The 23,672-nt window shown below is 37.5% G+C and carries 20 protein-coding genes; 9 read left to right on the plus strand and 11 right to left on the minus strand.

Annotated features, from left to right (window positions below; all coding sequences use genetic code 11):
• On the minus strand, positions 1–401 hold a 401-nt coding region (locus DSM106972_RS23965; protein WP_127083067.1), incomplete at its 3' end, for an Arm DNA-binding domain-containing protein.
• 616 nt (positions 402–1,017) lie between these two features.
• Here DSM106972_RS23965 and DSM106972_RS23970 point away from each other — a divergent pair.
• Positions 1,018–1,368: a hypothetical protein gene (locus DSM106972_RS23970; protein WP_233787529.1), complete on the plus strand. Its 351-nt coding sequence runs from the start codon at positions 1,018–1,020 to the stop codon at positions 1,366–1,368.
• 184 nt (positions 1,369–1,552) lie between these two features.
• Here the strand turns inward: DSM106972_RS23970 and DSM106972_RS23975 are convergent, their stop codons facing one another.
• Complete coding sequence (locus tag DSM106972_RS23975; RefSeq protein WP_127083068.1) at positions 1,553–3,325, minus strand: SWIM zinc finger family protein; 1,773 nt, start codon at positions 3,323–3,325, stop codon at positions 1,553–1,555.
• A 574-nt stretch (positions 3,326–3,899) separates the two neighbouring features.
• On the opposite strand from DSM106972_RS23975, the gene DSM106972_RS23980 reads away from it, so the two are divergent.
• The 3 genes from DSM106972_RS23980 (at position 3,900) to DSM106972_RS23990 (ending at position 8,221) form a co-directional block, all read left to right on the plus strand.
• Positions 3,900–4,310 carry a hypothetical protein gene (locus DSM106972_RS23980; RefSeq protein WP_127083069.1) on the plus strand — a complete coding sequence of 137 codons (411 nt, stop codon included), beginning with the start codon at positions 3,900–3,902 and terminating at the stop codon, positions 4,308–4,310.
• Positions 4,311–4,316: 6 nt separating this feature from the next.
• A complete protein-coding gene (locus DSM106972_RS23985) occupies positions 4,317–5,114 on the plus strand; it encodes a WD40 repeat domain-containing protein (RefSeq protein WP_233787527.1) in 798 nt (265 codons plus the stop codon).
• Between the two features lie 377 nt (positions 5,115–5,491).
• Complete coding sequence (locus tag DSM106972_RS23990) at positions 5,492–8,221, plus strand: hypothetical protein (RefSeq protein ID WP_127083070.1); 2,730 nt, start codon at positions 5,492–5,494, stop codon at positions 8,219–8,221.
• 274 nt (positions 8,222–8,495) lie between these two features.
• On the opposite strand, the gene DSM106972_RS23995 is transcribed toward DSM106972_RS23990, so the two are convergent.
• Positions 8,496–9,143, minus strand: a complete 648-nt coding sequence (locus DSM106972_RS23995; RefSeq protein ID WP_127083071.1) for a toxin-antitoxin system YwqK family antitoxin — start codon at positions 9,141–9,143, stop codon at positions 8,496–8,498.
• Between the two features lie 115 nt (positions 9,144–9,258).
• Here DSM106972_RS23995 and DSM106972_RS24000 point away from each other — a divergent pair, with 115 nt between their 5' ends.
• The gene (locus DSM106972_RS24000) at positions 9,259–10,149 is read left to right on the plus strand and encodes a formylglycine-generating enzyme family protein (RefSeq protein WP_127083072.1); all 891 of its coding nucleotides are present in this window, start codon (positions 9,259–9,261) and stop codon (positions 10,147–10,149) included.
• Between the two features lie 122 nt (positions 10,150–10,271).
• Here the strand turns inward: DSM106972_RS24000 and DSM106972_RS24005 are convergent, their stop codons facing one another.
• The 6 genes from DSM106972_RS24005 to DSM106972_RS24030 form a co-directional block, all read right to left on the minus strand.
• The gene (locus tag DSM106972_RS24005) at positions 10,272–10,565 is read right to left on the minus strand and encodes a helix-turn-helix transcriptional regulator (protein ID WP_127083073.1); all 294 of its coding nucleotides are present in this window, start codon (positions 10,563–10,565) and stop codon (positions 10,272–10,274) included.
• Positions 10,566–10,774: 209 nt separating this feature from the next.
• On the minus strand, positions 10,775–12,157 hold the full coding sequence (locus DSM106972_RS24010; protein WP_127083074.1) for a ParB N-terminal domain-containing protein: 1,383 nt from the start codon (positions 12,155–12,157) through the stop codon (positions 10,775–10,777).
• A 379-nt stretch (positions 12,158–12,536) separates the two neighbouring features.
• Complete coding sequence (locus tag DSM106972_RS24015) at positions 12,537–12,926, minus strand: hypothetical protein (protein WP_127083075.1); 390 nt, start codon at positions 12,924–12,926, stop codon at positions 12,537–12,539.
• An 800-nt stretch (positions 12,927–13,726) separates the two neighbouring features.
• A complete protein-coding gene (locus DSM106972_RS24020) occupies positions 13,727–15,526 on the minus strand; it encodes a type IV secretory system conjugative DNA transfer family protein (protein WP_127083076.1) in 1,800 nt (599 codons plus the stop codon).
• Positions 15,526–16,098 carry a hypothetical protein gene (locus DSM106972_RS24025; protein WP_127083077.1) on the minus strand — a complete coding sequence of 191 codons (573 nt, stop codon included), beginning with the start codon at positions 16,096–16,098 and terminating at the stop codon, positions 15,526–15,528. Before DSM106972_RS24025 ends, DSM106972_RS24020 begins: the two co-directional genes overlap by 1 nt.
• Before the next feature lie 17 nt (positions 16,099–16,115).
• Positions 16,116–17,927, minus strand: coding sequence for a M23 family peptidase (locus DSM106972_RS24030; protein ID WP_127083078.1), 1,812 nt, complete (start codon positions 17,925–17,927; stop codon positions 16,116–16,118).
• 315 nt (positions 17,928–18,242) lie between these two features.
• On the opposite strand from DSM106972_RS24030, the gene DSM106972_RS24035 reads away from it, so the two are divergent.
• The 4 genes from DSM106972_RS24035 (at position 18,243) to DSM106972_RS24055 (ending at position 21,289) form a co-directional block, all read left to right on the plus strand.
• Positions 18,243–19,049: an Rpn family recombination-promoting nuclease/putative transposase gene (locus DSM106972_RS24035; RefSeq protein ID WP_127083079.1), complete on the plus strand. Its 807-nt coding sequence runs from the start codon at positions 18,243–18,245 to the stop codon at positions 19,047–19,049.
• 542 nt (positions 19,050–19,591) lie between these two features.
• The gene (locus DSM106972_RS24045; RefSeq protein ID WP_233787526.1) at positions 19,592–19,918 is read left to right on the plus strand and encodes a type II toxin-antitoxin system RelE/ParE family toxin; all 327 of its coding nucleotides are present in this window, start codon (positions 19,592–19,594) and stop codon (positions 19,916–19,918) included.
• 257 nt (positions 19,919–20,175) lie between these two features.
• Positions 20,176–20,751 (plus strand): plasmid pRiA4b ORF-3 family protein, encoded by a 576-nt coding sequence (locus DSM106972_RS24050; protein WP_127083080.1) that lies wholly within the window; start codon positions 20,176–20,178, stop codon positions 20,749–20,751.
• Between the two features lie 37 nt (positions 20,752–20,788).
• Positions 20,789–21,289, plus strand: coding sequence for a hypothetical protein (locus DSM106972_RS24055; protein ID WP_127083081.1), 501 nt, complete (start codon positions 20,789–20,791; stop codon positions 21,287–21,289).
• Positions 21,290–21,330: 41 nt separating this feature from the next.
• Here DSM106972_RS24055 and DSM106972_RS24060 read toward each other — a convergent pair whose 3' ends face one another.
• Complete coding sequence (locus DSM106972_RS24060; protein WP_127083082.1) at positions 21,331–22,902, minus strand: ATP-binding protein; 1,572 nt, start codon at positions 22,900–22,902, stop codon at positions 21,331–21,333.
• 2 nt (positions 22,903–22,904) lie between these two features.
• Positions 22,905–23,528: a putative endonuclease domain-containing protein gene (locus DSM106972_RS24065; RefSeq protein WP_233787524.1), complete on the minus strand. Its 624-nt coding sequence runs from the start codon at positions 23,526–23,528 to the stop codon at positions 22,905–22,907.
• Between the last annotated feature and the right edge of the window lie 144 nt (positions 23,529–23,672).

Below are 23,672 nucleotides of genomic sequence, written 5' to 3' on the forward strand. Positions count from 1 at the left end.
CTGTCGATACAGCGAGAAACATTTGTAAAATCCTTTGCTATCGTACTTGGCGACAAACTAGGACGCTTGAAGTCGGTGTATTTTTCCCATAACTCAACTAAAGATGGACTAGTTTCAATCTTAGGTTTATTTATTGGGGTAAAAATTGGGGTAACGGTGCTGTGTAAGGATTCTGGCTTATATTTTGCTAAGGTTGGGTCAAAATGACCTGAGAGAATATCAAGTTCGATTTGCCTAGCTCTCATTTCTACGACTTTACGGTTTGTTGGTATATCGGTAAAACCAGTCGATATATAGTGACGTTTGCCCGCGTAACTAAAAACAAGTTGCAAGCAACCGTTTGAATTTTTAATTTGGACAGTTCCCTTACAAGCCTTACCCTGAGCCACTTTTGCTTTCATTTCACAACTCCTATTTTTACTGCTTAATGGTAGGCGCCCCCCTTTACCCCAAATTTACCCCAGAAAAATGGCCAACTATGGCCAACAATATCCAACGTCGGGTAAATTTATCCATCTTTACACCACTTGAAATGGCTGAAATGGAGTTTTTGAGAAAAACAAAACCCCCACAAACGAGTGTTTGCAGGGGTTCTGAGAGTTATGCCAGGAACGAGACTTGAACTCGTGACACGAGGATTTTCAGTCCGAAAAGATTCCTTTATTCACAAGGCTTTCAGACTACTAAAACACGTTTACACCATTTTTACACCATTTATTTTGGCGCCAAATAAAAGGCTATCAAAAGCTCTATTTCCTGCCAGCAAAAGATTGTGTCTTAGCCACGCCAACCCTTATTATTGAACTCAAAATTCCTAGCCAAAGTTCAAGTAAATATAAATACCATTGTATTTTTTGTACTGACAGTATCAAACTATAAATTTTGCCTCGTCTTTCAAATTGCACCATAGTTCCTCTTTCTATCCCAATTAGTCGGCGCCTCAAAGGTCAGGATAGATTCATGTAATCTAACTCCACAAAACTTTTATTTTCTCAAGCACTAATAATTTTATAATCTTTGTTAATCTCTAGAAAAACCCCAAAATTTCCCGTTGGGTATTTGAGAGAATATCAACCCAAGGTCAAGATTAAAAAAACTGCGATGGGAGAACCCAACGAATTTAAAGTTTTTCAGGATGGTGGCGCCTTTATTGCTAAACTTCGAGGTGATTTGGGACAAGCTTCGTTACTTACAAAGCAAGCTTTCGACTTAGAGCAAGAAGCTGCCGCATTAATTGCTCATCAATTAGATGCAGAACCAACTCGCTCGGTTTTACATCTCCTGCGCCGCCACCCTGGCAATAGATTGTGGAGAATTAAAAGCCGCAGAGTGTTTAATTACAACAGCTTTATGTGGAAACCCCCCTAAAGAAATTGCCGAGGAATTGAAAGAGTTATTTATCAAAATTAGGTTGGCACCAAATTGAAATTTGTGTGCCAATGGCGCACAAAATCTGCCTTTATTCGGTTTTCCTGAATAAATAGTAGTGAAAACCGAATAACTGATGTATTGCGCGTTTATTTAACTATGGCGCCATCAAGTTAAAATTTCTTTATGGTTTATTTAGTTCATTAAATAAGTCCATCAATTTACGTTTACGCCCGTGAGTGTATTCTAGAGAAGCACGATAATTAGACCACTCAGCTTGTTGTCCCAGTTGTAAATAACCAGCTTTAACTTTCTTCAACCATTTAACTGCGTCCTCATAGCGGTCTGCTTTGCCCCGATTCATAATTTCTTCTGCCCGTATGACAGCATTATTAATTACCCAGTCAGGACGATGGGGAAGTGCTGCCTGCATAACTCGGTGTACTGATTCTGAACGATAGTAAGTGTCTTTTTTTACTGTTTTAATCGCATCATCTATTAAACCTTCATGGAGAAAAATATCAACTTTTGCTTCTTTAGCTAACCAATTTTCAGATTCTCGAAGTATTTCGAGTAAATCTTGTTTTACTTCTTCCCAAATCTCTCCTGCCAAGTTTTCTACTTTTGTGTAATCTCGAAACGATGGTCTTTCTTCAAATGCAATAATACCAGCGTTTAATGCAATTGATGTATGATTTAACTCTTGTGCTAAATCGCTCGTCCAAGCAGCAAAGTCATAAATATTTTTCCCAGGTAGGTTTAATCCTGCTTGAGCTATTTCTAATGTTTCAGATAAATATCCTTCTTCTCGCAATATTTTGGCAAGGGCAAAGGCTGTTTCTACTGTGTCCATATGGGTTTGAGCAGCAGACATAACTTCATCAATTCTTCCCAAAGCCGCTAGCTGCGTTAAGTATTGCTGAGTCATTCCTTCAGATAATGCTAAGTTTAAATATTCTGTATATCGATTTTGACGTTCGAGATATTCTAAACGTATTAAAGCTAAATCGTTCGCAAAATCTGGTCGAGTATCTGCCCAAAGTTGTGTAGAAGTATCACCTTTCATTACTTGTTGCAGTGGCTCGTAATTCCAGCCTTGACGTAATGCTTCTAAACTCATGGAAAAATCTATATCAATTTCATCCTGCCATGATTCGAGCATTATTTGCAAATCAGCCACTTCTGATACAGGTATCTCTGCACACAAAATTGCTTCTGTCCACGCGCGATTAAGAGGTTCTGCAATCGAATAGCAATCACCACCATAATTGGTTAACTCATCCCACTCCTGAGCGTAAGTTGATGTAATGGCTTCGAGGATAGTAATAGCATTATTTCCATCGCCATTTTCTGCAAATTCCCGTGCTTCTTCGACTACCGCTAATAATTCTTCGGTAAAAGGGTCATCTTCACTGCCGTACTCTAATTCTCGCAATCCATCCCGTAAAATCCTTTTTACCTGACTACGAATAGGTGCCACATCAATTTTAGTACGACGTTTGGGTGATGGAGATTTTGTAGGGTCAGGTGGTAAATTGATTGAGCTAACAAATAGCTCCACATCATCTATAGCTTCTGGGTTTTTCTCTACTAATTTTTGAACCAAACTTTGAGTTTGTAAGTGGTCGAGATTATTTAACAACTGTTGTAATGTAGGACGTTCTTCAATTTCTGCTTCTGAACGTACACAGGTTAATAATGTTGCAACGATATGTTTGCACCAACCATCGTAATCATAAGCACAGCTACAGCAAACAGAAGTAATTCCACCTGCGTCAAAATTTATACTGACCTGATATGGTTTAATTTCGCTACCTTCGACTGCCGCTTGAATTTGGTTGCCTCGTTTTTTCAGGTCAATAACTGCTCGGTGTCTAGAGTATTCTTCACCACGGCTATATGATGAAGCGTTGGAGTTATGGCGGATTATTGCTTCTGATATAGGTAGAATCGACATAGCACCCTAAAATTTTATTTTTTAGTCTATGCTTAAATGAGGCTTCTTTTGCGTGATTACTAAAAATCTTTACTTTTAATGTCCACGCAAGTCTAGTTGATTAGTACTATTGATTTTACCTAAAGGTTATTAAAGACAGCGCGCGTAACTACTCTAAAAAATGATAAATAGCTAATATAATATCCTTGTATAGTACAATTTAACTAACAAGCGAGAGAAATGTGTTGATTTGAAATAAATACATAATTCGGTTACCTTGAATAAAAAGTAGTGAAAACAGAACTACTAAGATGTCTTATCATATTTCATTTTTGTATTTCAAATGTGCGTTCCTTCAATTGTGAGAGCAATTCTTTATAATATGTTTAGTTCTTTAAAGAAAGTTAAATAATTTACTCATGGTAGCATTATTTACTGTGAAATAAGTAAAATGACGCAAGAACATTTTTCATTCATCGGTGCCTGCTAATAAAATCAATCAACTTCAGGGAAACGTGTCATTAGTTTTTCTTGATAAATTTGTCTCGAAAATAATATATAACTACTACACTACACACTTACTGAGAAAGAATATATGGGCACTGAACAGACAACTTTAGCAGCAAGCGCAGCTGAAATTACCAAATCAATGTTGCCAGATTTAGAGCAACTATCAAAGTGCGCCGAAGAACCAGTAGCTGTTGTGTTCGCTGACAGCTTACTGCGAAAAATGCGTTCTCTACATGATGCACATATGTATGACCCTTACACAGAAGCTGTAATGGCACTACATGATGCACTTGCTCATCAAAATCGTTGGATTAATTACACTAGTAATCAGTATGAAGGTGCTTACAAGCTATTTTCAGCACTAGTTAATAAAAATACAATCACTAATGCGGATGTTGAAAACACAATTATATCTTTAGAAAATATAGGTTTTAATACATTACCTTTTGGTACTATACTTGACGATGATAGTTACGAAGATTCGGAGGAGGTGTAACAAAATATGTCAGAGGCGCCGATTCAAGGATATTTTCTAGATACCTCTGTAATGCGTTCACTGTTACTTTCTACACAAGTATATCAGCAGTACTTAGAGTTTCAGCTTACTGACAAAAAAATTTACATATCCAACTATGTACAGATGGAAATCATACGTAGTTATCTTGTAAATATCATATCTTTTTATTTTGTCTTGAATCTAGATGCCATCAATACCATAGGAGATGCCTTTGCATTGTGGAGTAATAAATTTAAGGGAAGTGAGTTAAAAGCTATTTTACAAGTGATTCCGCAATTGTTCAATGACCGTCAATTAAATTTTTCTAATCCGAAAGATAAAGAGAAAGCTTTATCACTTCTAACAATTTATATAAGGCGTTTTAATTTACTCATTAGAACAAAATTTAATAATACGAATGATTCAACTTCGTGTGCGCGTGCCCTTGTACCGCTAAATGTTGATTTTAATAATCCGGAACCAGGCTTCAAGAGGTTTCTTTTAGAGTTTCGGGATACAAAAACTTGTCGAAGTAAGTGTCAAATTGACCAGTTTATTTTAGTACAGTATCGTAACGACATAGAGCAATTGGGTGCCATTGCTTTTAGTTGTGATGACAAAGTTATTGCTAGTGGTAGTACTGATAATACAATCCAACTTTGGGATGTCGCAACAGGAGAATGCTTTAAAACTCTATGTGATCGTCCTTATGAAAACTTGAATATTACTGGCATTAAAGGCTTAACAGATGCCGAAATTGCCACCCTTAAAGTGTTAGGTGCAGTGGAAGATGGGGGAATATAATATTAAAAATAAATGGTAGCGTGCGTAAACGCTTGAGAAATAATATATACTTATACTAACATAGGGTCTTACTAGCACTCAAGAACTAAAAGAGTTAGGGAATGAAGAAACTTGGAATTTTTCTAGTTTGCTTCTAGCGTAGATATTGAAAACGCAATTATATCTCTAGAGAATATAGGTTTTAATACATTACCTTTTGGTACTATACTTAAGGGTGATAGTAATGAACATTTGGAAGAGGTGTAACAAAATATGTCAGAGGCACCGATTAAAGGATACTTTTTAGACACCTCGGATCATGGGGTCACTATTGAGAATTTTATATTTGTGCCGCAAGGATAAGTGCAGAGTTCCGTGAAGTCAAATATTATATTTTTATGGATTGCCTGATAAGTATAATTAGAAAAACTAATGGATTGGTGGCTCTGGTTAGTCGAGTTTTACGCCATCTCGATCCAGTAAATGACGCTCGCGCAACGCTGGGTATAGATTCAAATTTGGGCTTATATGAGATTATTGAATCTCCCTTGGAATTATTAACTTCATCTTTGTTTCCTCAAAAAGATGCATTAATTGCTTCGTGGAATTATCTTAGCTGTGTTGATGAGTTAAACGCAGACACCCTTTTTCATATTTTGGTAGTTGTAATTAACACAATATGGGAACCTTTAGAATCGGAATTTACGTTGCCTAATTTATCACCAGAAAATATTACCAAGCAAGTAATCAAACCAACAGCAGCAAACCCTAGAGCCTATAAGGGAACTAAATATAAACCACCAAAACCCAAGGTTATCTCCCAATTGGATTTGAGATTATATTTGTGTGAGCGCAAGTACCAAAACCAGCTACTCTTAAGATTAGGTAAATATTGGATGGATGCTTTGGTGCAGCTTGAGAAAGCTGGTTATAACGTTAGTTCTCTGTCATCAAAAATTTCATCTATAACGACGGGAACAAGAAATTTTGACCCATACTATGGATTTAACCACAATCTTTACATTCCCGGAGAGTATCCGGCTTTACCAATTATTTTTCAACGATATTTATGGTTTTCTTTAAAAGGCTTACTTTGGGCAGTTGTAACAGATTATTTATCAGTTTATTGGCAATTTGAATTAGATGAAAACTTTGAGCATAAACAGCAATTTTTATTCGCATTTAGTCGATTGCTAAGTCTTCAGAATAATCACTATACATGGGAATGGTGTCAAATTATTGTCCAGCAACCTGAATCTCTTCGTCTGATTTTTACTACTGTTGTTATTGAAACTCAAATTTATTCTCTCAATCTCACGGATTTATTAATTTCTGGAATAGAGCGATTTCATCAAATTGTTGGTGAAACTGATTATGCCTACAAGCTTTATTGTTTCTTTTTAGCCGTAAAAAATGGAATTTCTATCGATTATATTTTAGCAGGTTTTAAGTTGTCTGCCTTGTACCCATACGATTATGAACAATTTGTATATATTGATGGAGATTGCTATTTTTCCGATATAGTTGTTGATAAATTAATCCAAATTGGCAATTATATAGGTTTTTCTAACTGGGAATTCTACAGTATTTGGGGAAAATTTGGAGAGTTAGATGGTTTAATTAATATTATTCTGGATATTAATTGGCAGGACTACGAAAAAGATGTTGCCGCAAAATATTTAAATTTTTATTTATATATAATTGATTTTTGTGACAAAACCGAGGCAGAGATTTGCGAACAAAAAAATAAATGGAAATTTATTCAACGACAAATCAATTTAATTGAAACTTTATTACGAGGAACGGCGCCAGAGTATCAAACGAAAGTTATTGAAGATTTGAGACAATATTATTGGTATTGGGATAAAATTGAGGAACTAAATTTATATATTCCCTTCGCACACTTAATTATTAAACGCTTGGCTCAATCACCTTTTGCAACAGATACTAATGGTGACGTAGCTTGGATAATTGCCCATATTGTTAATTATTTAAAGCCTCAAGAATGTCAAACCTTTATCAATGCACCCGATGCAAGCTTTTTAAGCTTAGAACAAGCTTGTCGTTTAGAAAATGATGCTCGGTTAATCCCTAAAGGAATTGCAGCCATTAGTAAACAGTTGAGTACTTTTACTATCCAATGTTTTATTGATTTTCCCAATAAATTATTCAAGCTAGGGAAATTATTGGGAAGTTTTAGCAAACCAGTTGCTTTGAGTGTGGTAAAAATATTCAGTCAGCATCCCATCATGACTAAAAATATTGCTCTCTTACCACTACAAGAAGCTTGTGATTTTATTGACAGTCAATGTAATGACCAATTTAGCAATCCCATCCCCCGTAAAATCCGCGATTATCTTCGGGGGAAAATTTCCTTGAAAGAAGGGCAAATAAATCGAGCATGGGGATTAATCAAGAAAAATATCCAACTGACCCAACTGGATATCTTAGAAAATACTATTCTCCAGGCATTAAAACGGGAATTTGATGTCAATCCACAACAAGAGGATATCAAACATGCTCTGGCTATGCTAGGTTCAATTGATGATAATTTTCGTCCTTTTCGTAAATTCTTAAAGGCTTACTGGGAAAATAACGACTCAAATTATCTACTCAACCACCCTCTCAGTCAATCTTGGTTGAAAGAACATCCCGCAATCGCAACTAAAATAGATATTTGGATGCAGGGAATCGCTTGCAGTTACTTAGTTGAAGAATTCGGCACCATTGAAATTAAATTAGAGACACAACCACTAGAAGTCTTAAAAATGGGTACTTTTGTGGGTAGTTGTTTGGGACTCGGTGGAATATGTTCCTATTCCGCAGTTGCTGTTCTTCTCAATATCAATAAACAGGTACTCTACGCTCGAAATCAAAAAGGTACAATTATTGCACGTCAACTTATTGCTATTTCGGAAGCGCAAGAATTAGTTTGTTTTTCTATTTATCCCCATAATATTCATACCCATATCAAAAGTATATTTTATGAATATAATATTATGTTTGCAGATGCCCTTGGTCTAACACTTTATCAAGATTCTCCAGATAAAAATAATACTTACGAAATCGTAAATATTATTTCTCAATCCTGGTGGGATGATGATGCCTGGGATTTTAACTTATCGTAAACTACTACCAATACCTCATATTCTTAAAGTTTTTTGCATCTTAACACAAGCCATTTCTTGCCCAGATGCAAGCCTCGGTGTTCCATATTCAATGACTTCAAAACCCTGCTTGCTGTAAAACGCTTCAGCATTAATTAAAGCATCTGCCTTTAAGTACAATAATCCCAGTAAGGCTGCTTCTTGTTCCTTCTTCAGCTAAAATTTTGGCACCAGTTATGGGATGTAGAAACTTTAGAACAAATGACTGAGACGTTCTGCTTAAATTCTCAAAGCATCAAGTTTTTAAGTGATTAGATGGTAATTCTCTATAGTTATGATTATCTACCTCTCGGAATTTGGGTAGATAATTATCTTGAGTGCAAGCATTTAAATACTGTTTTTTATTAACTTTTTGACCATTTAGAAAATATTGAGGAAATCCACGACGTAGAACATTTTTTTGATTCCATTCTCGATAAATCCCATGTTCTATACCATCTTTAAAATGCTGCTCTCTCCCAACAGTCTTATTATCGCCATTCCACCATCTCTCATAACCGTGACGCTTTCCATCTTTTAAATGCCTTTCTTCTGAAATAACATTTTTTGCTGAATACCATAAATCAGTTCCCGTACCATGAAGCATCTCGTAGCTACCAATTAAATTACCATCATAATCATATTGTTTAATGATTCCATGCTCTTTGCCATCAATATAAAACCCTAATTCACACAAATTACCATTTTCATGCCAAGTCCGAAATAAACCGTGCATTTTTCCATTTTTTATACTATATTCCATACATACTTGATTTTCATGCCAAGCACGATAGGCAATTTTTTCGCCATCAAGGTAGTAATGTGCTGATTCTTTTTCCCCGTTAATCGAGTATTTAATCACTTCTTCAATCGCATCTAGAGGAATTAAATTTTCGCGACTCAAGTTAAAAACTCCTGTAAAAACTTGTATTACTTATATACTACATGAGAATCAAGCTTGCATTCTTCAATGCTATATAGTATATGTAGTATACGTAGTATCGGTTTAGGCTTTACCAATGTTAGCAGGACAATATGAACAAAGCTTCACTTGCGACAACTGTGGCTATGGAACAAGGTTGCTCTACGAGTTGAGTGGGGTCTCCTCAGAAACGCACGGTTGGGGAGAAGCATGTTTTCAATGCGGTTCAAGATTTTTTACTCAACTCCACGGAAATAGTGTGGGGTTACGGTTGGTAGAAATACCAGGTGATACTTTCACTATGGGGTCACCACCAAATGAAGCAGGTAGAACTAGTTGGGAAAGTCCTATTCATCAAGTGACTGTACCTTCCTTTTATATGGGTAAATATCAAGTTACACAAGCTCAATATGAAGCGATTATGGGAATTAATCCTTCATATTTTAGAGATGCAAACCACCCCGTTGAGCAAGTATCTTGGTATTCTGCGGTGGAATTCTGTGAGCAATTGAGTCAAAAATCTGGGTTGGCTTACCGTTTGCCAAGTGAAGCGGAATGGGAATATGCTTGTCGCGCCCTTGCGACTACACCTTTCTATTTCGGAGAAACAATTATAACTGCAAAGGCGAATTACAGAGGAGAAGAGACGAGAGCATCTGCACTAAAAGGGGAATATCGCCAACAGACAACACCTGTAGGCAGTTTTCCTGCAAATGGATTCGGACTATACGATATGCATGGGAATGTATGGGAATGGTGTGAAGATGTTTGGCATATTGATTATCAAGGCGCCCCAACAGATGGAAGTGCCTGGTTAAGCGGTGGAGATGATAAGAACCGGGTGCTGCGTGGTGGTTCTTGGTTTGACAAAGCAGAATTTTGTCGTTGTGCTAGCCGTGGATATAGTGACCCCGACCCCGAATTTCATGACTATGTGATGGGTTTTAGGGTGGTTTTAGTTCTTGGCGAGGAATTCTATATATATTAAGAAAGGCTTCGCTACGCCGTTTTATTTTTTAAAAAAATCTAAAACCTACGCAGTATTGAAAGTTATTGTATAAGCTCAGTAAAGAAATGAAAATCAATATAAATACATTTTTACTATGTAACTCAACGATTACATCGTGTTTGTTTCTGGCTAGATGGAAGCGATGCTAGGTAGTTTTCTATTGCTTTTATATGTCCTTGAGGATTTTCATCGTGATTTTGTATCCAATCTAATACTAGAGAAATGTTATATCTGACAACTCTACAATTAATTTCAACCCAATGAATGCCTTTTTCAAGTTTTCCTGCAAGTCGATATTTTTTGAGAGTTTCGGCGGAGAGACCAGTTAACTCGCTCGCGGTTTGCTTGTTTACAAATGCATAGTGCTGTGATTTTACATCTGGTGATTTTTTCATTTTTGAAGAAACTCCTCAAAGTTAAGTTTTCTTGATGTATGTTGCTTTGTTGGCAATACTCATTCTCTTTTGCGGCGCCATTAGGTGAGAGAGTGGGAGAAAGAGCGAAACAAATAGGGCTTCAGGATGTTGATTTGAGAAACGCGCGCTTCCTTACTCCTTCACTCTCTTAGTGACACCACCTAATTTGACTATCGTTCGTGAATGTTTTAGCTCGAAGCACAAGGCAATAATTTGTATTCTTGTTCCAAAATAGTTAGTAGATACTCCTGTCTTGGTGTAAATTTCGATGGGTCACGTACTTTTGAGAGAGCTTCGAGTATTGCCATGTAGGTAGGTTCATAATCTTCATGAACTTTTTGAAATAATTTTAGAATGCGGTCGCAGTTCTCGGCAGCTTTTTGTTCGCAAACTCCGTAAATTGTTTCTAAATTTTCGGGTTTGACTGTTGGAAACTCCTCTTTCCAGGTTTTGATACCACAACTGTGAGGGTTGACTTGAACAATAATGCACCAGGCGCCTCCAAATGCTTTTAATTCAGGGTCGCCTTTAGAGATGATTTGACATACTTCGCCCTTGTGATGTGGATTTGGTACGCGCTGTTTGTTTTTAATTTGGTCAACGATGTCTGATTTGTTGAGTTTGTTATCGAGCATTTTTTGTACATGTTCCTTTTCCTGAGTAGATGCAGCAGAGGCAAGTTCAAGAACATCTTTCTTGGGAAATTTATCGGCGCGAGTGAGAATTGAGTGTTTAACAGGCTCTCCAAACGTCAAAGCTAGAGTATCAACAGCTTGCGTGTATTTTGCATCGTTGCGAATAGTGCGTTCGCCAACTTTGTATTTTTCGGCAAGTGCCTTGGCAGTGTCTATTGCTATTGGATTATCGCCGTCAGGCAAGTCTTGAGAGGAGTCTTCTTCTGCCGAACGGCAAGAGTTGCCGTTCGGTAGATTCTGCTTTAAATTATCCTCACGATTTCCTTTTAAACTTAGGTAACGTTTACCTCTGAGATAAGAAGCAGTCTCAGGTGTCATGTTACGGCGCCCTAGCTGATTATTTGCAATCCAACAAATAGCAGCGTCTCTTGAGGCAAGCTCAACTTCAGCTATATTGTAAGGAATTTGCAATTTTTGACATAATTGATAGCGATTGTGACCATCAAGCAAAATTCCCTTACCTTTCCATACCATCAAAGGGCTAAGGCATCCAGATTCTTTTAATTGCGCCTCTAATAAAAATTTCTCCTCATCAGATAAAGGAGGAATTAGATTTTGAAACTCAGGGTCAATATTGAGAATTGGCTGAGAGTCATGTAATTCACTAGTACCATTAGGTACTTGCTCTAACTCTTGCAACTTAGACTCGGCACCTACCAAAGTTAAGCAACTAACCGGAACCTGAGTTATGTGAGATTTATAAGCTTGGTTGTTTGGTTCATCAAGCAAAACGGATACTTCGGCGCCGTTAATTTCTTTGATTTCACCGTAGGCATAGGCAAGGTACTTCGGGTGATTATCAAGAGACTGTGGCTGAATTTGAACGCGCGAACCCACGTGAAAATTGCTTTTATCGGGTCTGAAAGCTAAATTCATATTCGCTGTTGTAATAACTAGAATTAACCAAGTGGGTACAAAGAAATTTATTTAAAACTTTGTACCCAACTTTCCGATTCGGAATTTTTGATAGCTCCTATGGAGTTACCAAAATAAGACTGCGACTGCACCTGTGTTGCTATGCCAAGTTTCTATGAGTGTTAACTGCAACGCATGACAGTAAACAGTTTCTGGGTTTAGACGAATATGGATCTGACGAAACTTTTAGTAAGGCACCAGTAAAATCTTTATCTATCCACTCTGTATGTGTTAGCGGGTAAAACAGAGGTGTTTTGTTCTTTTTAGCCTGAGTCATGGGAATACTCCAGTAAATTTTGCTCTAATCAATTGGTGTAGTGGTAATTGATGCACAAATTCTTCAACGGTTATTTTTTGCTTCTTCCTCCAATAAATGCTTAGTTAGAAATTCTTGACCCAAGAGAGTTCTAATATTGCCTCTACCAGATTCATTCAGGTCTCGGAAGTAATCAATAACAGTTGGCAGGTAAACCATGTCAGCGACACAGCAGTTTGGCATTCTAGCTGTTATTGGACTTATCCCTAACCTTTTTAAAAAATCTTTAGCTGTCTTGGGTTGCTTCCTGACAGTGATTGCCATTTGACGAACTGTAACCGTAGTCTTCCCATCCGGAAGCTTGTAAGCGGTAACTCGAAAAGACTTAGACTGAAGTTTAAATCGTTCAGTGACAATTAATGTAGTGGATTTTTGAGTTTGATTATTTGTTGGTTGATTTGTGTTGGTAGTCATTTTCGATTACTATTGAATCAGATTTCAATTAACTACAAATGGAATTTCGCGTCCCGACTGTAATCAAGAACAATCAAGAACAGATAGTTGCACCAAGTAAGTTATACAAATGTAGTTGCTGGTAGATTGCATTTTGGTCGAGGTTTTAGCAGTCATGTAGCTTGATTCAAGCTGTTTGATACGCACATCGGGTTTCAAAGTTAGATTTGCAGTCAATTCAATACAAAACCTAACTTAAAAAGCACGAGTATTTTTTCGGTACACCCTTGACTGCTTTGTTTAGTTTTAACACAGTATCGCAGTTATTTTATTCTGATTCTACTTATCAAAAGTCTAATATGGCAGCACTTTTGGCAGATAGCACAAGAAGAGCGAATGCTATGGCCAAAAAAGTCCAATGTTCATGTTTATACAATCTCTGCAATTTACATAATTTTTAAAACGGGTGCAAATAGCTAATTTTTACAGACAATAAAATGGTTGCAGTCTGGCAAGTTATAGACTGCTATGCCCTGAGAGCTAGATGCTATCAATATTATTTGAGGTATGACGAAAACATAGAAAACTTATAAAAAAGTCTTATTTTAATGTTGATGATAATGTAAAGATTTATTAAAATTGGAAAAAAAGTGATTTATAAGTCAATAGTTGTTCAGTAATTATACAGAATTCATAGTAAATTACTGATGTAAGTGATAAGTAAATTTTTGTATTTACTACCAAGCTAATATAATGATACTTGCTGCTTATATATTTAGATTTGTTAAGTATTAAAATTGATTGGGTTATTTGCTAGCTGCTTACCAGGGAGATTTATCAAAAGTTGGAGAAGTTAACTCTATTTCCTCAGATTCTGATGTGTTGGGTTTATCTCCTAACGATTCGACATTTAACAACTCTTGAGCAATTTGTTTTCTCAAATCGATAGCTTCGTCCAAATGCTGCTGTTCTATCAGAGTCGAGCGCGCGGTTAGTCGCGGGTAAAGTTGTTCATCCCAAAGTTTTTCGCTATTCGATATTCGATAAACATCTAATTGGGGAATGGGGATAGTAAGCGGGTAAGGAATAGAACCTTCCCCAGAAGATGTGTAACCAGGATTTGTAATTACGCATTTACCTTGAGGGAAGCGCATAATCTCATCTGCTGTAATAATGGGCATTGTTTGCAGGCTGTCCGACCAAGTTGTGGTGTGACCATCTTTGGAGTTACTTATTGATTTGTTTTTAACGATAAATTCCTTGTTGCCAAAGGACTGAGAAAACTTCTCGGCAGTTGAGTAGTTGGCTGGGTTATACAAAATTTTGGTGCTGCAAGCGCTGGTAATAGCCGCAGAACCGTTTTCTCCGTAAGCAGAAGCGAGTTGTTCAAGAGACTGAACACCTAAAACAAAACAGGCGCCGTTACTTCTATACTCGTTAATCCATTGAGGCAAAGCTTTCAAGTACAAAGAGGGTAACTCATCAATGAAAATTCCAATTGGGTCAAAGCGGGGAGTGGATAAATTACTGACAATTGTCATGTGTAGCGCTGCGGCTAACAATGGTCCAACTACATCTCGTCTGGGGTCGTCTAATTTGAAAATTAGTATCTGGCGCCCTGATAGTTTGGTGGGAATTGTACTTTTACCAATAAAGGAGGGGAGTAAAGAGCGTTGAATAAAGCTTGAAAATATTCCTACTGTTGTTGTGTCAATACTCGCTATAGTTTTCTCACTGTCTCTAGCTTTGAGGTACTGTTGGAACGAAGCTGCAACCCAGCGCGAAACTTTACCTGCTTGTACCGATGCATGTAGCTTGTTGATAAAATCATCAATTGACTGGATACAGTAAACGGTAGCTAAATCAGGACAGTCACTACCTTTTGCAAGTTGAATAAGTGCCTTTGCCAATAAGTCAGCAGCCTTGGAGAAAAATTCGTCACCTTTACCACTACCACCTGCATTTGCATTAATTACTTGGGCAATTTGTGCTGCTGTTACTGCATCTTCTTGATTCTCCATGAAATCAAGTGGGTTGATTACTTCACTGTATGGTTCCCCAGGTGCGAATATCCGCACATCATAACCGTAACATGCAGCTAACGGCGCCAGTAGTTTCATTTGGTCGCCCTTTTTGTCATAAACAATTAGTGGAAATCCTTGCACCATAGAGCTTTCTACCATACGGTCGATTGTACCAAAAGTTTTACCAGAACCTGGGGCGCCTAATACAAGAGTGGAACGTTCAGCATGAGGGATCCAAACCGTGGGTGAGGCGCCAAGAAATGTTTGAAATACGGCGCCTGCATCTCTAAATTTTCCTTTGAACCAATAGCGGGGGGAACCACACCAAAAGCAGACTTTATTGTGTTTGCGCGCTCGAATTTGTTTAAGCGCGAGACTTGTTGCCGCTAGTTTTTCAGCAGTTCCTACCACTCGTCCCGTGGAAATCTTACCCTTTTTACTACCAGCGACTTGGGTTAGTAAAATCAAGAAGATTAAAGTTCCGAGCATTGTCAACCCTTCTGGGTTCGCAAAGGTTTTAAATAACTCAACAAAATCAATACCAGAGTGATAGCCATTTTTAGCAGGCTGTTCAATTACGGTTTTTGGAGTTTGCATCACTTTGTATTTGTGGAGGTAGGTAACTTAAGGAAAGAATTCTCAACAGCTTGATAATAACCGCCTTCATCACAATAAGTAATTTTTTGTAAGGTGCGATTATCATTAAGTTGCTGTATATCTAAACAAGGTATATTTGAAGTACTGCCGAAATTATTTGGTTTGATGCTGATTAAGTTTTCTCCAGGCGCTTTCTTAGGTTGCAGATAAAGATTTATCACACGAGTAAACTTATTTTTACCTTTATTTATATAACCTGTATACAAACATCCTAATCTTCCACACAAACGAGAATCATTATAGTTAAAAAGATACAAACGGTTATCTTGATCTTTTAGCCCAACTTCGCTAACTTGAATTGAAGTCCTTGCAGTCGAAGATAATGATGTGTTATCAGCTATTGCTAACCGCATTAAGGAAGCAGGTACTTTCTCGGTATTACTCCAGCGAATTTTAACTCCATTCGCGTTAGTATTACTACATCCATTCAGAAATAAAACGCTGATAAGCAGAAAAAGCCCTAAACTCAAATGAAAGTAGCGCACTAACCGGACAATTTTATCATCAGGCATAGGTAAATCCACAATAATTAACATCCTTGATAATTTTGGTTGTACTTACTCAAAACATCTTCACCATAATTTTTAATAGAAAGCCGACCAAAAACATCTTTGGCATCACTATCGACTATCGAAGAATCTCCACCAAAATACTTTTGAGCCACTCGCTCAACTAAACGGGCGCCGGAAAAAGGCTTTTTGGTTACTGGGTCAATTTCTTGAGATGTGCTATTAATTTTATCGGCAATACTATTTTGAAAAGCATCTTCTTGTGCTAGAGGAGGGAAGAACTGAAATACCTCAGCATCATTTGGTCGATATCCTTGAGAAAGCTTGGCTAAGAAATCTTGACCACCATTAGCTTTCTGAATTTGTTCTTGAGTGTACTTATCGTAGCTGAGAAACTTATATTTACCCAAAGACACGCCGCAATTGCTTTCATCATCAGTACAAGCATAGGCGCCAACATCATTATAATTACCGTTGTTTTCAGTATCAGCAATCGATTTAGCAAGCGCCATTAAGTTTGCTGTTTGGGAACCTTGATTTAACTCACAATTAGGTTGAGTGCTATTGTTTACAGGTACTGTATTAGTTTTGCTGGCATTAGTTGATACTTCACTACTGTTTGGTTTAGGAGTGTAAGTATTTTGAGAGAGTTCCGAGCCAAGAGTACCAATAAAGATTGGAGCGTTGAGCTTATATGTTAGGAATGGAACTGGGCCCATAAAATAGGGAGTGGCGCCACAAATATTTTTGAAGCGAAAGAATAAAGCAGTGTCAACTGTATCGGTTTTTTCGTCTGGTTCCATTACTACTACCTTAAAAGCACTGCCAAAAGGTAATCTTCCTGTCGGCTCTTTTCCTCCATTGACTCCTTCTAAACAACCCCAACCTCCTTCAACTTGCTGATACTTACCACTTATCCACGAACGTCCTTCAAATTCGCGCCCTTTTCTGCGTCCTAAATTTTCCAAGTCGTCAAGTTCAATGTATGGACACTCTTGGTCAGAACAAGGAACTGAAAAACCTGCTACATCCGAACCGGATATTGTTCTCTGGCGGCGTTTTTCTGCTTTGCCCCAGATAAAATCTATCCTGGCAAAGGTGTTACCTAACTCGGATAAGGGGATAGGAAACTCAGTTAAGGGCAAGGCGCCGAGTCCAGGTACTTTATAAATTAGAGTGTTTTGCCAACCTGAAAAATTCGATAGCTGTACTGCATCAACATTGGGAATATCTTCTACGGTGTAAGACGATAAATCAGTTTGGTTAAGCTTAAGTTCTGCCAACGTTTGATTTTGAGCCAAAAGGTTGGAGAGTGGGGTGTCTATATTAGTTTGAGGCGCCTGAGTTTTTAGTAATGCGGCAATTGGTTTTATTTGTGCAGCATTAGCTTGCCCCAAATTTGGTACAATATCTGCCAAGTTTTGGAGAGTTTGTTGTCCTAAAAGTGGGAAGCTTATTAAAGGAACTGTCTTTAAGTTTAGATTACTAACAGTTTTTGTAATGCTATCTAAACTTAGTAGGCTTGGTTGTAACGCATCTTCAATATCGCTCAAGCTTAGATATTTATCTGGTGTATCCCCAGCTTCCCACTTTCGCTCTTTACCATCAATATTAATTGAAGCTCCTTTTTGAATTGGAGGCATTGTCGCGAAGGATATTCTTTGCCAGTCGGGTAGTGATAACTGGGCGCCTGTGCTACTAGCAGTTAAGCGAGTGGGTAGGTTTGGTTGATTCTGCGCTATCGATGGCGGTGCCAAGTAGAAACTAAACCAACTAAATATAACTACACAAAGAGATAAACATGTAACGGCTAAAAATCGACCAATTTTCATAAATCAATCTTGAGAGTGATTTCACGCTTAATTGTCGTTTACTTGCTACTCACCATTACTGCTCCATAGAGGTAAACTCATCTATCACAATAGTGATATTTTGTATTTTGCTGTGATTGGATGCCTCATTTAAATTATTTAATAGCTAACAGTGTAAATTTGATAAAATTTAATACTTTAATATACTCAGGAATTCAAAAAAGCTAACTTAAATTAAACTATTATTTATAATTTTGTAAATTTAATCAAAATGAAAACAAGTGGAATTTTAAATAGTGTATAATTATTAAAACTTCATCTAACAGCAGAAAGTGCATGACTGCCGACCCTCTTTTTTACGAGATTTTCAAAGAAATACCCGAATTATTCTTTGAATTAATTGGTCAACCAGGGAAAGACCCAAGCATTTACGAATTTAGCGCTCCTGAAATTAAACAGAGAGGTTTTCGTTTAGATGGGTTGCTTTCAATTCCCAAAGATAACGTAAATGAACCAATTTACTTTATCGAAGCCCAATCTTATAAAGACGATAACTTCTACAATCAGTTTGCCGCAAAAGCCATTCTTTATCTGACACAATATCAACCGCCTAATAACGTATGGTATGCTGTTGTCATATATAATACAAAAAGCAATGAAGGTCATTTTCCTGGCTATTTAAGTTTTTTCCAACCACATTTACGTTGCTTTTATCTGGATGAACTTGCCAAAAATGCAAATCAATCGCTATCTGTGGGAATAATGCGTTTAATTGTGGAGAGCAAAAGCGAAGAGAAGACAGGAGAACAAGCTCGTCAGTTAATGGTTCAAGCACAACGAGAGCTAACCAATACCACTTTGAAGGAAAAGGTTTTAGAATTTATTAAAGTAGTGGTAATTGATAAACTAGCTAACTTAACACGGGAGGAACTTGAAGCTATGTTAAATTTGGAGTCTATAAAAAATAGTAGAGTTTACCAGGAAGCGAAACTTGAAGGTGTAACAGAAGGTGTAATAGAAGGTGTAATGCAAACCAAGTTAGAGATGATTCCTATCTTATCAGGTTTGGGATTAACCGTTGAGCAGATTGCTGAACAGTTGAAGCTTGATGTAGAGATTGTTAGAAATAATACTCAACAGTAAAACCTACTTAGACAACTGCTCGTTAGAGGGGACTTAAGTATAAGGCGCCTATAAACAGCTTACTCTTAATCCCCTTTTCGATTGCTCTGCTGCAATACTATCTAACTAGGATGGATTGCACAAAACAAATCCACTCTTCAATACTTAAAGCTGTAATTGCCTGGGGGTGCAGAAACATCCATGTGCGTGAAAGCTTGTGTAGTCAAGGTTTGTGAGCTATATACTTCAACTATAGCTCTATAATAAAACCAGTATTACTGAGGTAAAACCAATAATGTCTATTACGCTCGCACTTCCACCGAAAATTGAGATGCTGCTGCGACAGCGTGCTTCCTGTACCGGACAAGACATTTCGCAAATGATGCTCTTCGTTCTAACTTTGGGACAAAGGAAAGGATTCACAAGATTTTTTTGAGGCATTGAAGGGAATACAACGTGGGCTTGATGATTTTGAGCAAGGACAATTTTCGAGTTTAGAGGACTTCATTGCCGAACAAAACCAAAAATATGGATTGTCCCTTGAAGCATGACGTACCACATTGATGTTTCCAGCATTGCGCGCTTCCGATGCGGATGCTGCATTCTTAACTATATCTCAATTTACCACAGCCGAGCGCGCCCAAGTCTGGTATCAAGGGCTAATTAAAGCAATCGCCTCTTTGAAAGAAATGCCTCGGTGCTGTCCAATTGCTCGTGAGGATACCAACTTTCACGCCAAGAAATTCGCCAACTTCTTTACGGGAAAGGGAAGCAAGCCTACCGCATCCTTTTTACAGTTATTGAAGACCAGCCCCCGAACCACAGTAAGAATTCTATATATTCGTCATGGGGCACAGAAAACAGTTGGTGAGCCGGAAGTAGAGAATTGATTATATTGAGATTCCATCCACAATATATTCCTCAAGATACGCAGGAAAACGAGTTGTGCAAGGTTAATAAAAATACCATTTTAAGTAAAAATATTTACAACTTCTCTGTACATTACTAATTCTGGGTAACTGTAGCATTGCTCAATCATCCAGCTACTTTGTACTAATTGACCCGGAACTAAAAAATTTTATTAGTAATTGGAACAAATTACTAATTACATGTAATATGATACATAAATCCGTGCATTGGTGTAAGTATGGCGCCTAAAAAATCTACCTCTACCCAAACGATATATCAGTTAAAAATTACACTCAAATACACAAAACCTCCAATTTGGAGAAGAGTTTTAGTAAAAAATAATACAACACTTGGGCAATTACACCGTACTGTTCAGGAGGCAATGGGTTGGGATGATTACCACTTACACTCTTGGAACATAGGTGGTATGGAATATGGTATACCACATGAAGATTATGATTCGGATATGGGCGACGAGAAAAATGTAAAACTCAGTAAGTTGATTGGCAGTAGTGAAAAAATTAAGTTTTATTACACTTATGACTTTGGCGACTCTTGGGAACATGAAATTTTAGTTGAAAAAATATTACCATCGGCGCCTGATACTCGCTATCCGGTATGTGTGACCGGTAAACGAGCTTGCCCTCCTGAAGACTGTGGTGGCGCCTGGGGATATGCGGAATTATTATCTACACTTAATGACCCAGAAAATGCAGAATATGAAGAAAGAATGGAATGGTTAGAAGGTGAGTTTGACCCTGAGAAGTTTGATTTAAAAGAAATAAATTCCAAGTTACAGTGCGTTTATCAATAAGCACGAATATTAAATTTAACAAAAAAAAGGAAATTATATGGCAGGTAAATCAAAAGGGTTTAAAGAATTACTAATGCAAGAAAAAGCATCACAGGATAAACAAAGAATGATGCAAAAGATGAAGAAAGAAATAGAATCAGAGGACGATAAGACATTAGTACTGATAGAACCAGAAGGATATGAAAAAATGTCCGATATAATGGTGAAATTTCTAGAACCATACACAGTGAAATTGCGTAGTCCTCAAGAATATGAGAAACTACTCGTTATAGGAATGCTAGCTTGGAACGCATCATTAATGACACCGGAGCAACGGAAAGAAATGATAAATGATGCCGTTTCACAGACTATTGGCTACGCTGGAATAGAAAGCCAAAGAGAGATGAAAGAAATAGTAAATGAATTAATAGAGAGAAAAGAAAAGTATTTCTCTAATATCAAAAGATTTATTACAAGCTATAAACTAAAAAATAAAGGCAGAGATTTTAATTTATCGATAGTTTCTAGTTTAATGGAAGGCGAGGATAAAAATAAGTAAATCATAACGGCGCCATTTTTAGCATAAATGTTTATTGGAATTTAACTCCCAAACAAAATTTCTGGTTGTTTAGCCCAACGACTCGTATCGGGTGATGCTGCTGGACGCGCGTAAGCAGCTTTGTTACGAATCTCAATAATTTTGTCTTCTTCGCGAATCATACTGGGAGTAAAATTGTACCGCTGCTCCAGAAAATCTTGTATAGTTACCTTGAGAGGTTGTTTCTCCAGTTCTCCATTAAGAAATTGTTTTGAATGTCGATAAAATGCTTCTTCTGCTGTCTTCCTTACAAGCAAAGCAATTTCAGCCGGAGTCAGAAGTTTAGTTTCGTTTAACAGGCGCCACCAATCTTTATCATTAAAATCCAACCCAGGAAAATATTTAGCCAAGTGCAATTTAAAAATTTCATACCTGGCGCCAGTGTGGGGAAGGTCTACGAAAATAATCTCATCAAAACGGCGTATTAACTCAGGAGGTAGAAATTCTAATCTGTTAACTGTTGCCATTACCAGTACTTGAGAACTTCGCTCTTGCATCCAAGTTAAAAGCTTTCCTGCTAACTGACGGGATACACCACCATCGCTATCTGAGTCAAACCCAGCAAATCCTTTGTCAAAGTCATCGAAGTAGAGAACTAAACCATACTCACCGCTGGCATCACAGAATTGTAAAAATTCACGTAAATTCTTTCTCGACTCATAAGCTGTTGCACCACGCAAACCTGCCCAGTCAGCCGCGACCATCGGTACACCCATTTTAGAAGCTGCCAGTTTTGCACTTAGAGATTTTCCTGTTCCTGGTGGTCCCCAAAGAATCATTCCCTTGGGAAATCGAAGATTATAATGCTTTGCTTCGGGTTGGAGAAGGGCAGTCGCACGCTCTAAAATTTCTTCTAATAAATCTAAACCACCAGCTTCTGGCACGTCTGGTTCGTTAATAAATTCTATACCTTGACCTTTGAGCTTACCTTTTTTGTAAACTAATACTGCATTTGTTAGTTCTTCGAGGGTATGAGCAAACCCTAAAGACCGAGCTAGCAGCACTTCTAGCTCCCCCATTGGTATCCCTAAACAGGTACGAATTAAAGCTTCAAACTTTGCATCTAACTCGAATCGTGTTTCTATAAGCTTTTTGATTGCTTGCCGAAGTTCTGTAATACTTGGGAGTGTGTAACTGATTGTTGGAAGTAGCGGCGCCATATATGGAGAAAATTCAGCATAACTTTCCATACAAACTATAAATTGCTGATTATTATTCGCTCTCAGGCTGTAAATTAAGTTACTTAACACCGCTGTTGTTTGTTGTGAAGATTTACCCGTAGCATCTACCTGTGAAATTACACCTTCAAAAGCAAATACTCCAGGCGCGTCATCATGTTCTAGTAGCCAAACTAAACCTGATGTACATTCGGCATTAGTAGGTATAAGTCGCGTTAATTCCACTACTTGCTGCAAACGAGTATATCCTTGATTCCAAAAATATAAAGGTAAATTGCGACTCTGAGCGATTTCATAGAGAAACTCCAGCACTTTCATCCGTTCGGTGAGTGGTGCTTCTATAGCAATAGCTGTTTGCCCCTGGTCAAATAGCAGTGGTAAATCTTTGAATTTCATGACTATTTCCAATAATTAGGTAAATAAGTTTTGCGATAATCAGCGCACGCCCATTTTTTCGCTTGTTTGGTAGTCCACATTGGGTCAGTTGGTAAATCGGGTATTTTTTGCAACTTTGTAAGATAAGTGCAGTCACCTGCTACTTGTGCCAAAACAGAAGCTATTACCTTGCAGCATCGAAGCGGATATTTAACAGCTTGCTTCTCACTGAAACGAATTACTATCCAGTTCCCATTGGTGAAAAATGCATTTCTGGTATCGTCTTTTCCTTGGTCGGTACAGTGATGAGGCGCCAAAGTATTTCCAACATAGGGTTCATCAATTTCAATATCTATGCTTAAACCGCTGCTATGCAACAACACAAAATCCGCAGAATAAGGATAAGAAAATTCTGGATTTTGGAATGCTACACCTTGAATTACCGAAGGGAATATACGGTTAATAACCTGATAAAACGATTGTTCGGAAACACCCGCAGTCGCATCACTCTGACCAGTTGGTTGTAAAACTTTACCTGAGAGCAACTGACTAAGTTCAATTTCGTTTCGTTTTTTGTTTATTACGGTAGTTGGTTGGCAGTGAGAAATGTTCTTTACTACTGCTGGTTTGGGGTAATTAGGAGACATAACACAAATCACACCTAAACTAATTGACAACCAAACAAGTGCAACTAACCATAGCGGAGATAAAAGCCTGAAAGATAAAGGGATGAGAAAACCAACCAGTAAAAACAATACTTGAATATATATAGATGAGGGAGATTTTGAAGT

The sequence above is a fragment of the Dulcicalothrix desertica PCC 7102 genome, from assembly GCF_003991905.1.
GTDB lineage: Bacteria > Cyanobacteriota > Cyanobacteriia > Cyanobacteriales > Nostocaceae > Dulcicalothrix > Dulcicalothrix desertica.

What these genes read in the sequence shown, in the direction of transcription:
- DSM106972_RS23975 (WP_127083068.1), bottom strand. Translation starts at nt 3,325, where the DNA reads ATGTCGATTCTACCTATATCAGAAGCAATAATCCGCCATAACTCCAAC.
- DSM106972_RS23980 (WP_127083069.1), top strand. Translation starts at nt 3,900, where the DNA reads ATGGGCACTGAACAGACAACTTTAGCAGCAAGCGCAGCTGAAATTACC.
- DSM106972_RS23985 (WP_233787527.1), top strand. Translation starts at nt 4,317, where the DNA reads ATGTCAGAGGCGCCGATTCAAGGATATTTTCTAGATACCTCTGTAATG.
- DSM106972_RS23990 (WP_127083070.1), top strand. Translation starts at nt 5,492, where the DNA reads ATGGATTGCCTGATAAGTATAATTAGAAAAACTAATGGATTGGTGGCT.
- DSM106972_RS24000 (WP_127083072.1), top strand. Translation starts at nt 9,259, where the DNA reads ATGTTAGCAGGACAATATGAACAAAGCTTCACTTGCGACAACTGTGGC.
- DSM106972_RS24005 (WP_127083073.1), bottom strand. Translation starts at nt 10,565, where the DNA reads ATGAAAAAATCACCAGATGTAAAATCACAGCACTATGCATTTGTAAAC.
- DSM106972_RS24010 (WP_127083074.1), bottom strand. Translation starts at nt 12,157, where the DNA reads ATGAATTTAGCTTTCAGACCCGATAAAAGCAATTTTCACGTGGGTTCG.
- DSM106972_RS24015 (WP_127083075.1), bottom strand. Translation starts at nt 12,926, where the DNA reads ATGACTACCAACACAAATCAACCAACAAATAATCAAACTCAAAAATCC.
- DSM106972_RS24020 (WP_127083076.1), bottom strand. Translation starts at nt 15,526, where the DNA reads ATGCAAACTCCAAAAACCGTAATTGAACAGCCTGCTAAAAATGGCTAT.
- DSM106972_RS24025 (WP_127083077.1), bottom strand. Translation starts at nt 16,098, where the DNA reads ATGCCTGATGATAAAATTGTCCGGTTAGTGCGCTACTTTCATTTGAGT.
- DSM106972_RS24030 (WP_127083078.1), bottom strand. Translation starts at nt 17,927, where the DNA reads ATGAAAATTGGTCGATTTTTAGCCGTTACATGTTTATCTCTTTGTGTA.
- DSM106972_RS24035 (WP_127083079.1), top strand. Translation starts at nt 18,243, where the DNA reads ATGACTGCCGACCCTCTTTTTTACGAGATTTTCAAAGAAATACCCGAA.
- DSM106972_RS24045 (WP_233787526.1), top strand. Translation starts at nt 19,592, where the DNA reads ATGTTTCCAGCATTGCGCGCTTCCGATGCGGATGCTGCATTCTTAACT.
- DSM106972_RS24050 (WP_127083080.1), top strand. Translation starts at nt 20,176, where the DNA reads ATGGCGCCTAAAAAATCTACCTCTACCCAAACGATATATCAGTTAAAA.
- DSM106972_RS24055 (WP_127083081.1), top strand. Translation starts at nt 20,789, where the DNA reads ATGGCAGGTAAATCAAAAGGGTTTAAAGAATTACTAATGCAAGAAAAA.
- DSM106972_RS24060 (WP_127083082.1), bottom strand. Translation starts at nt 22,902, where the DNA reads ATGAAATTCAAAGATTTACCACTGCTATTTGACCAGGGGCAAACAGCT.
- DSM106972_RS24065 (WP_233787524.1), bottom strand. Translation starts at nt 23,528, where the DNA reads ATGTCTCCTAATTACCCCAAACCAGCAGTAGTAAAGAACATTTCTCAC.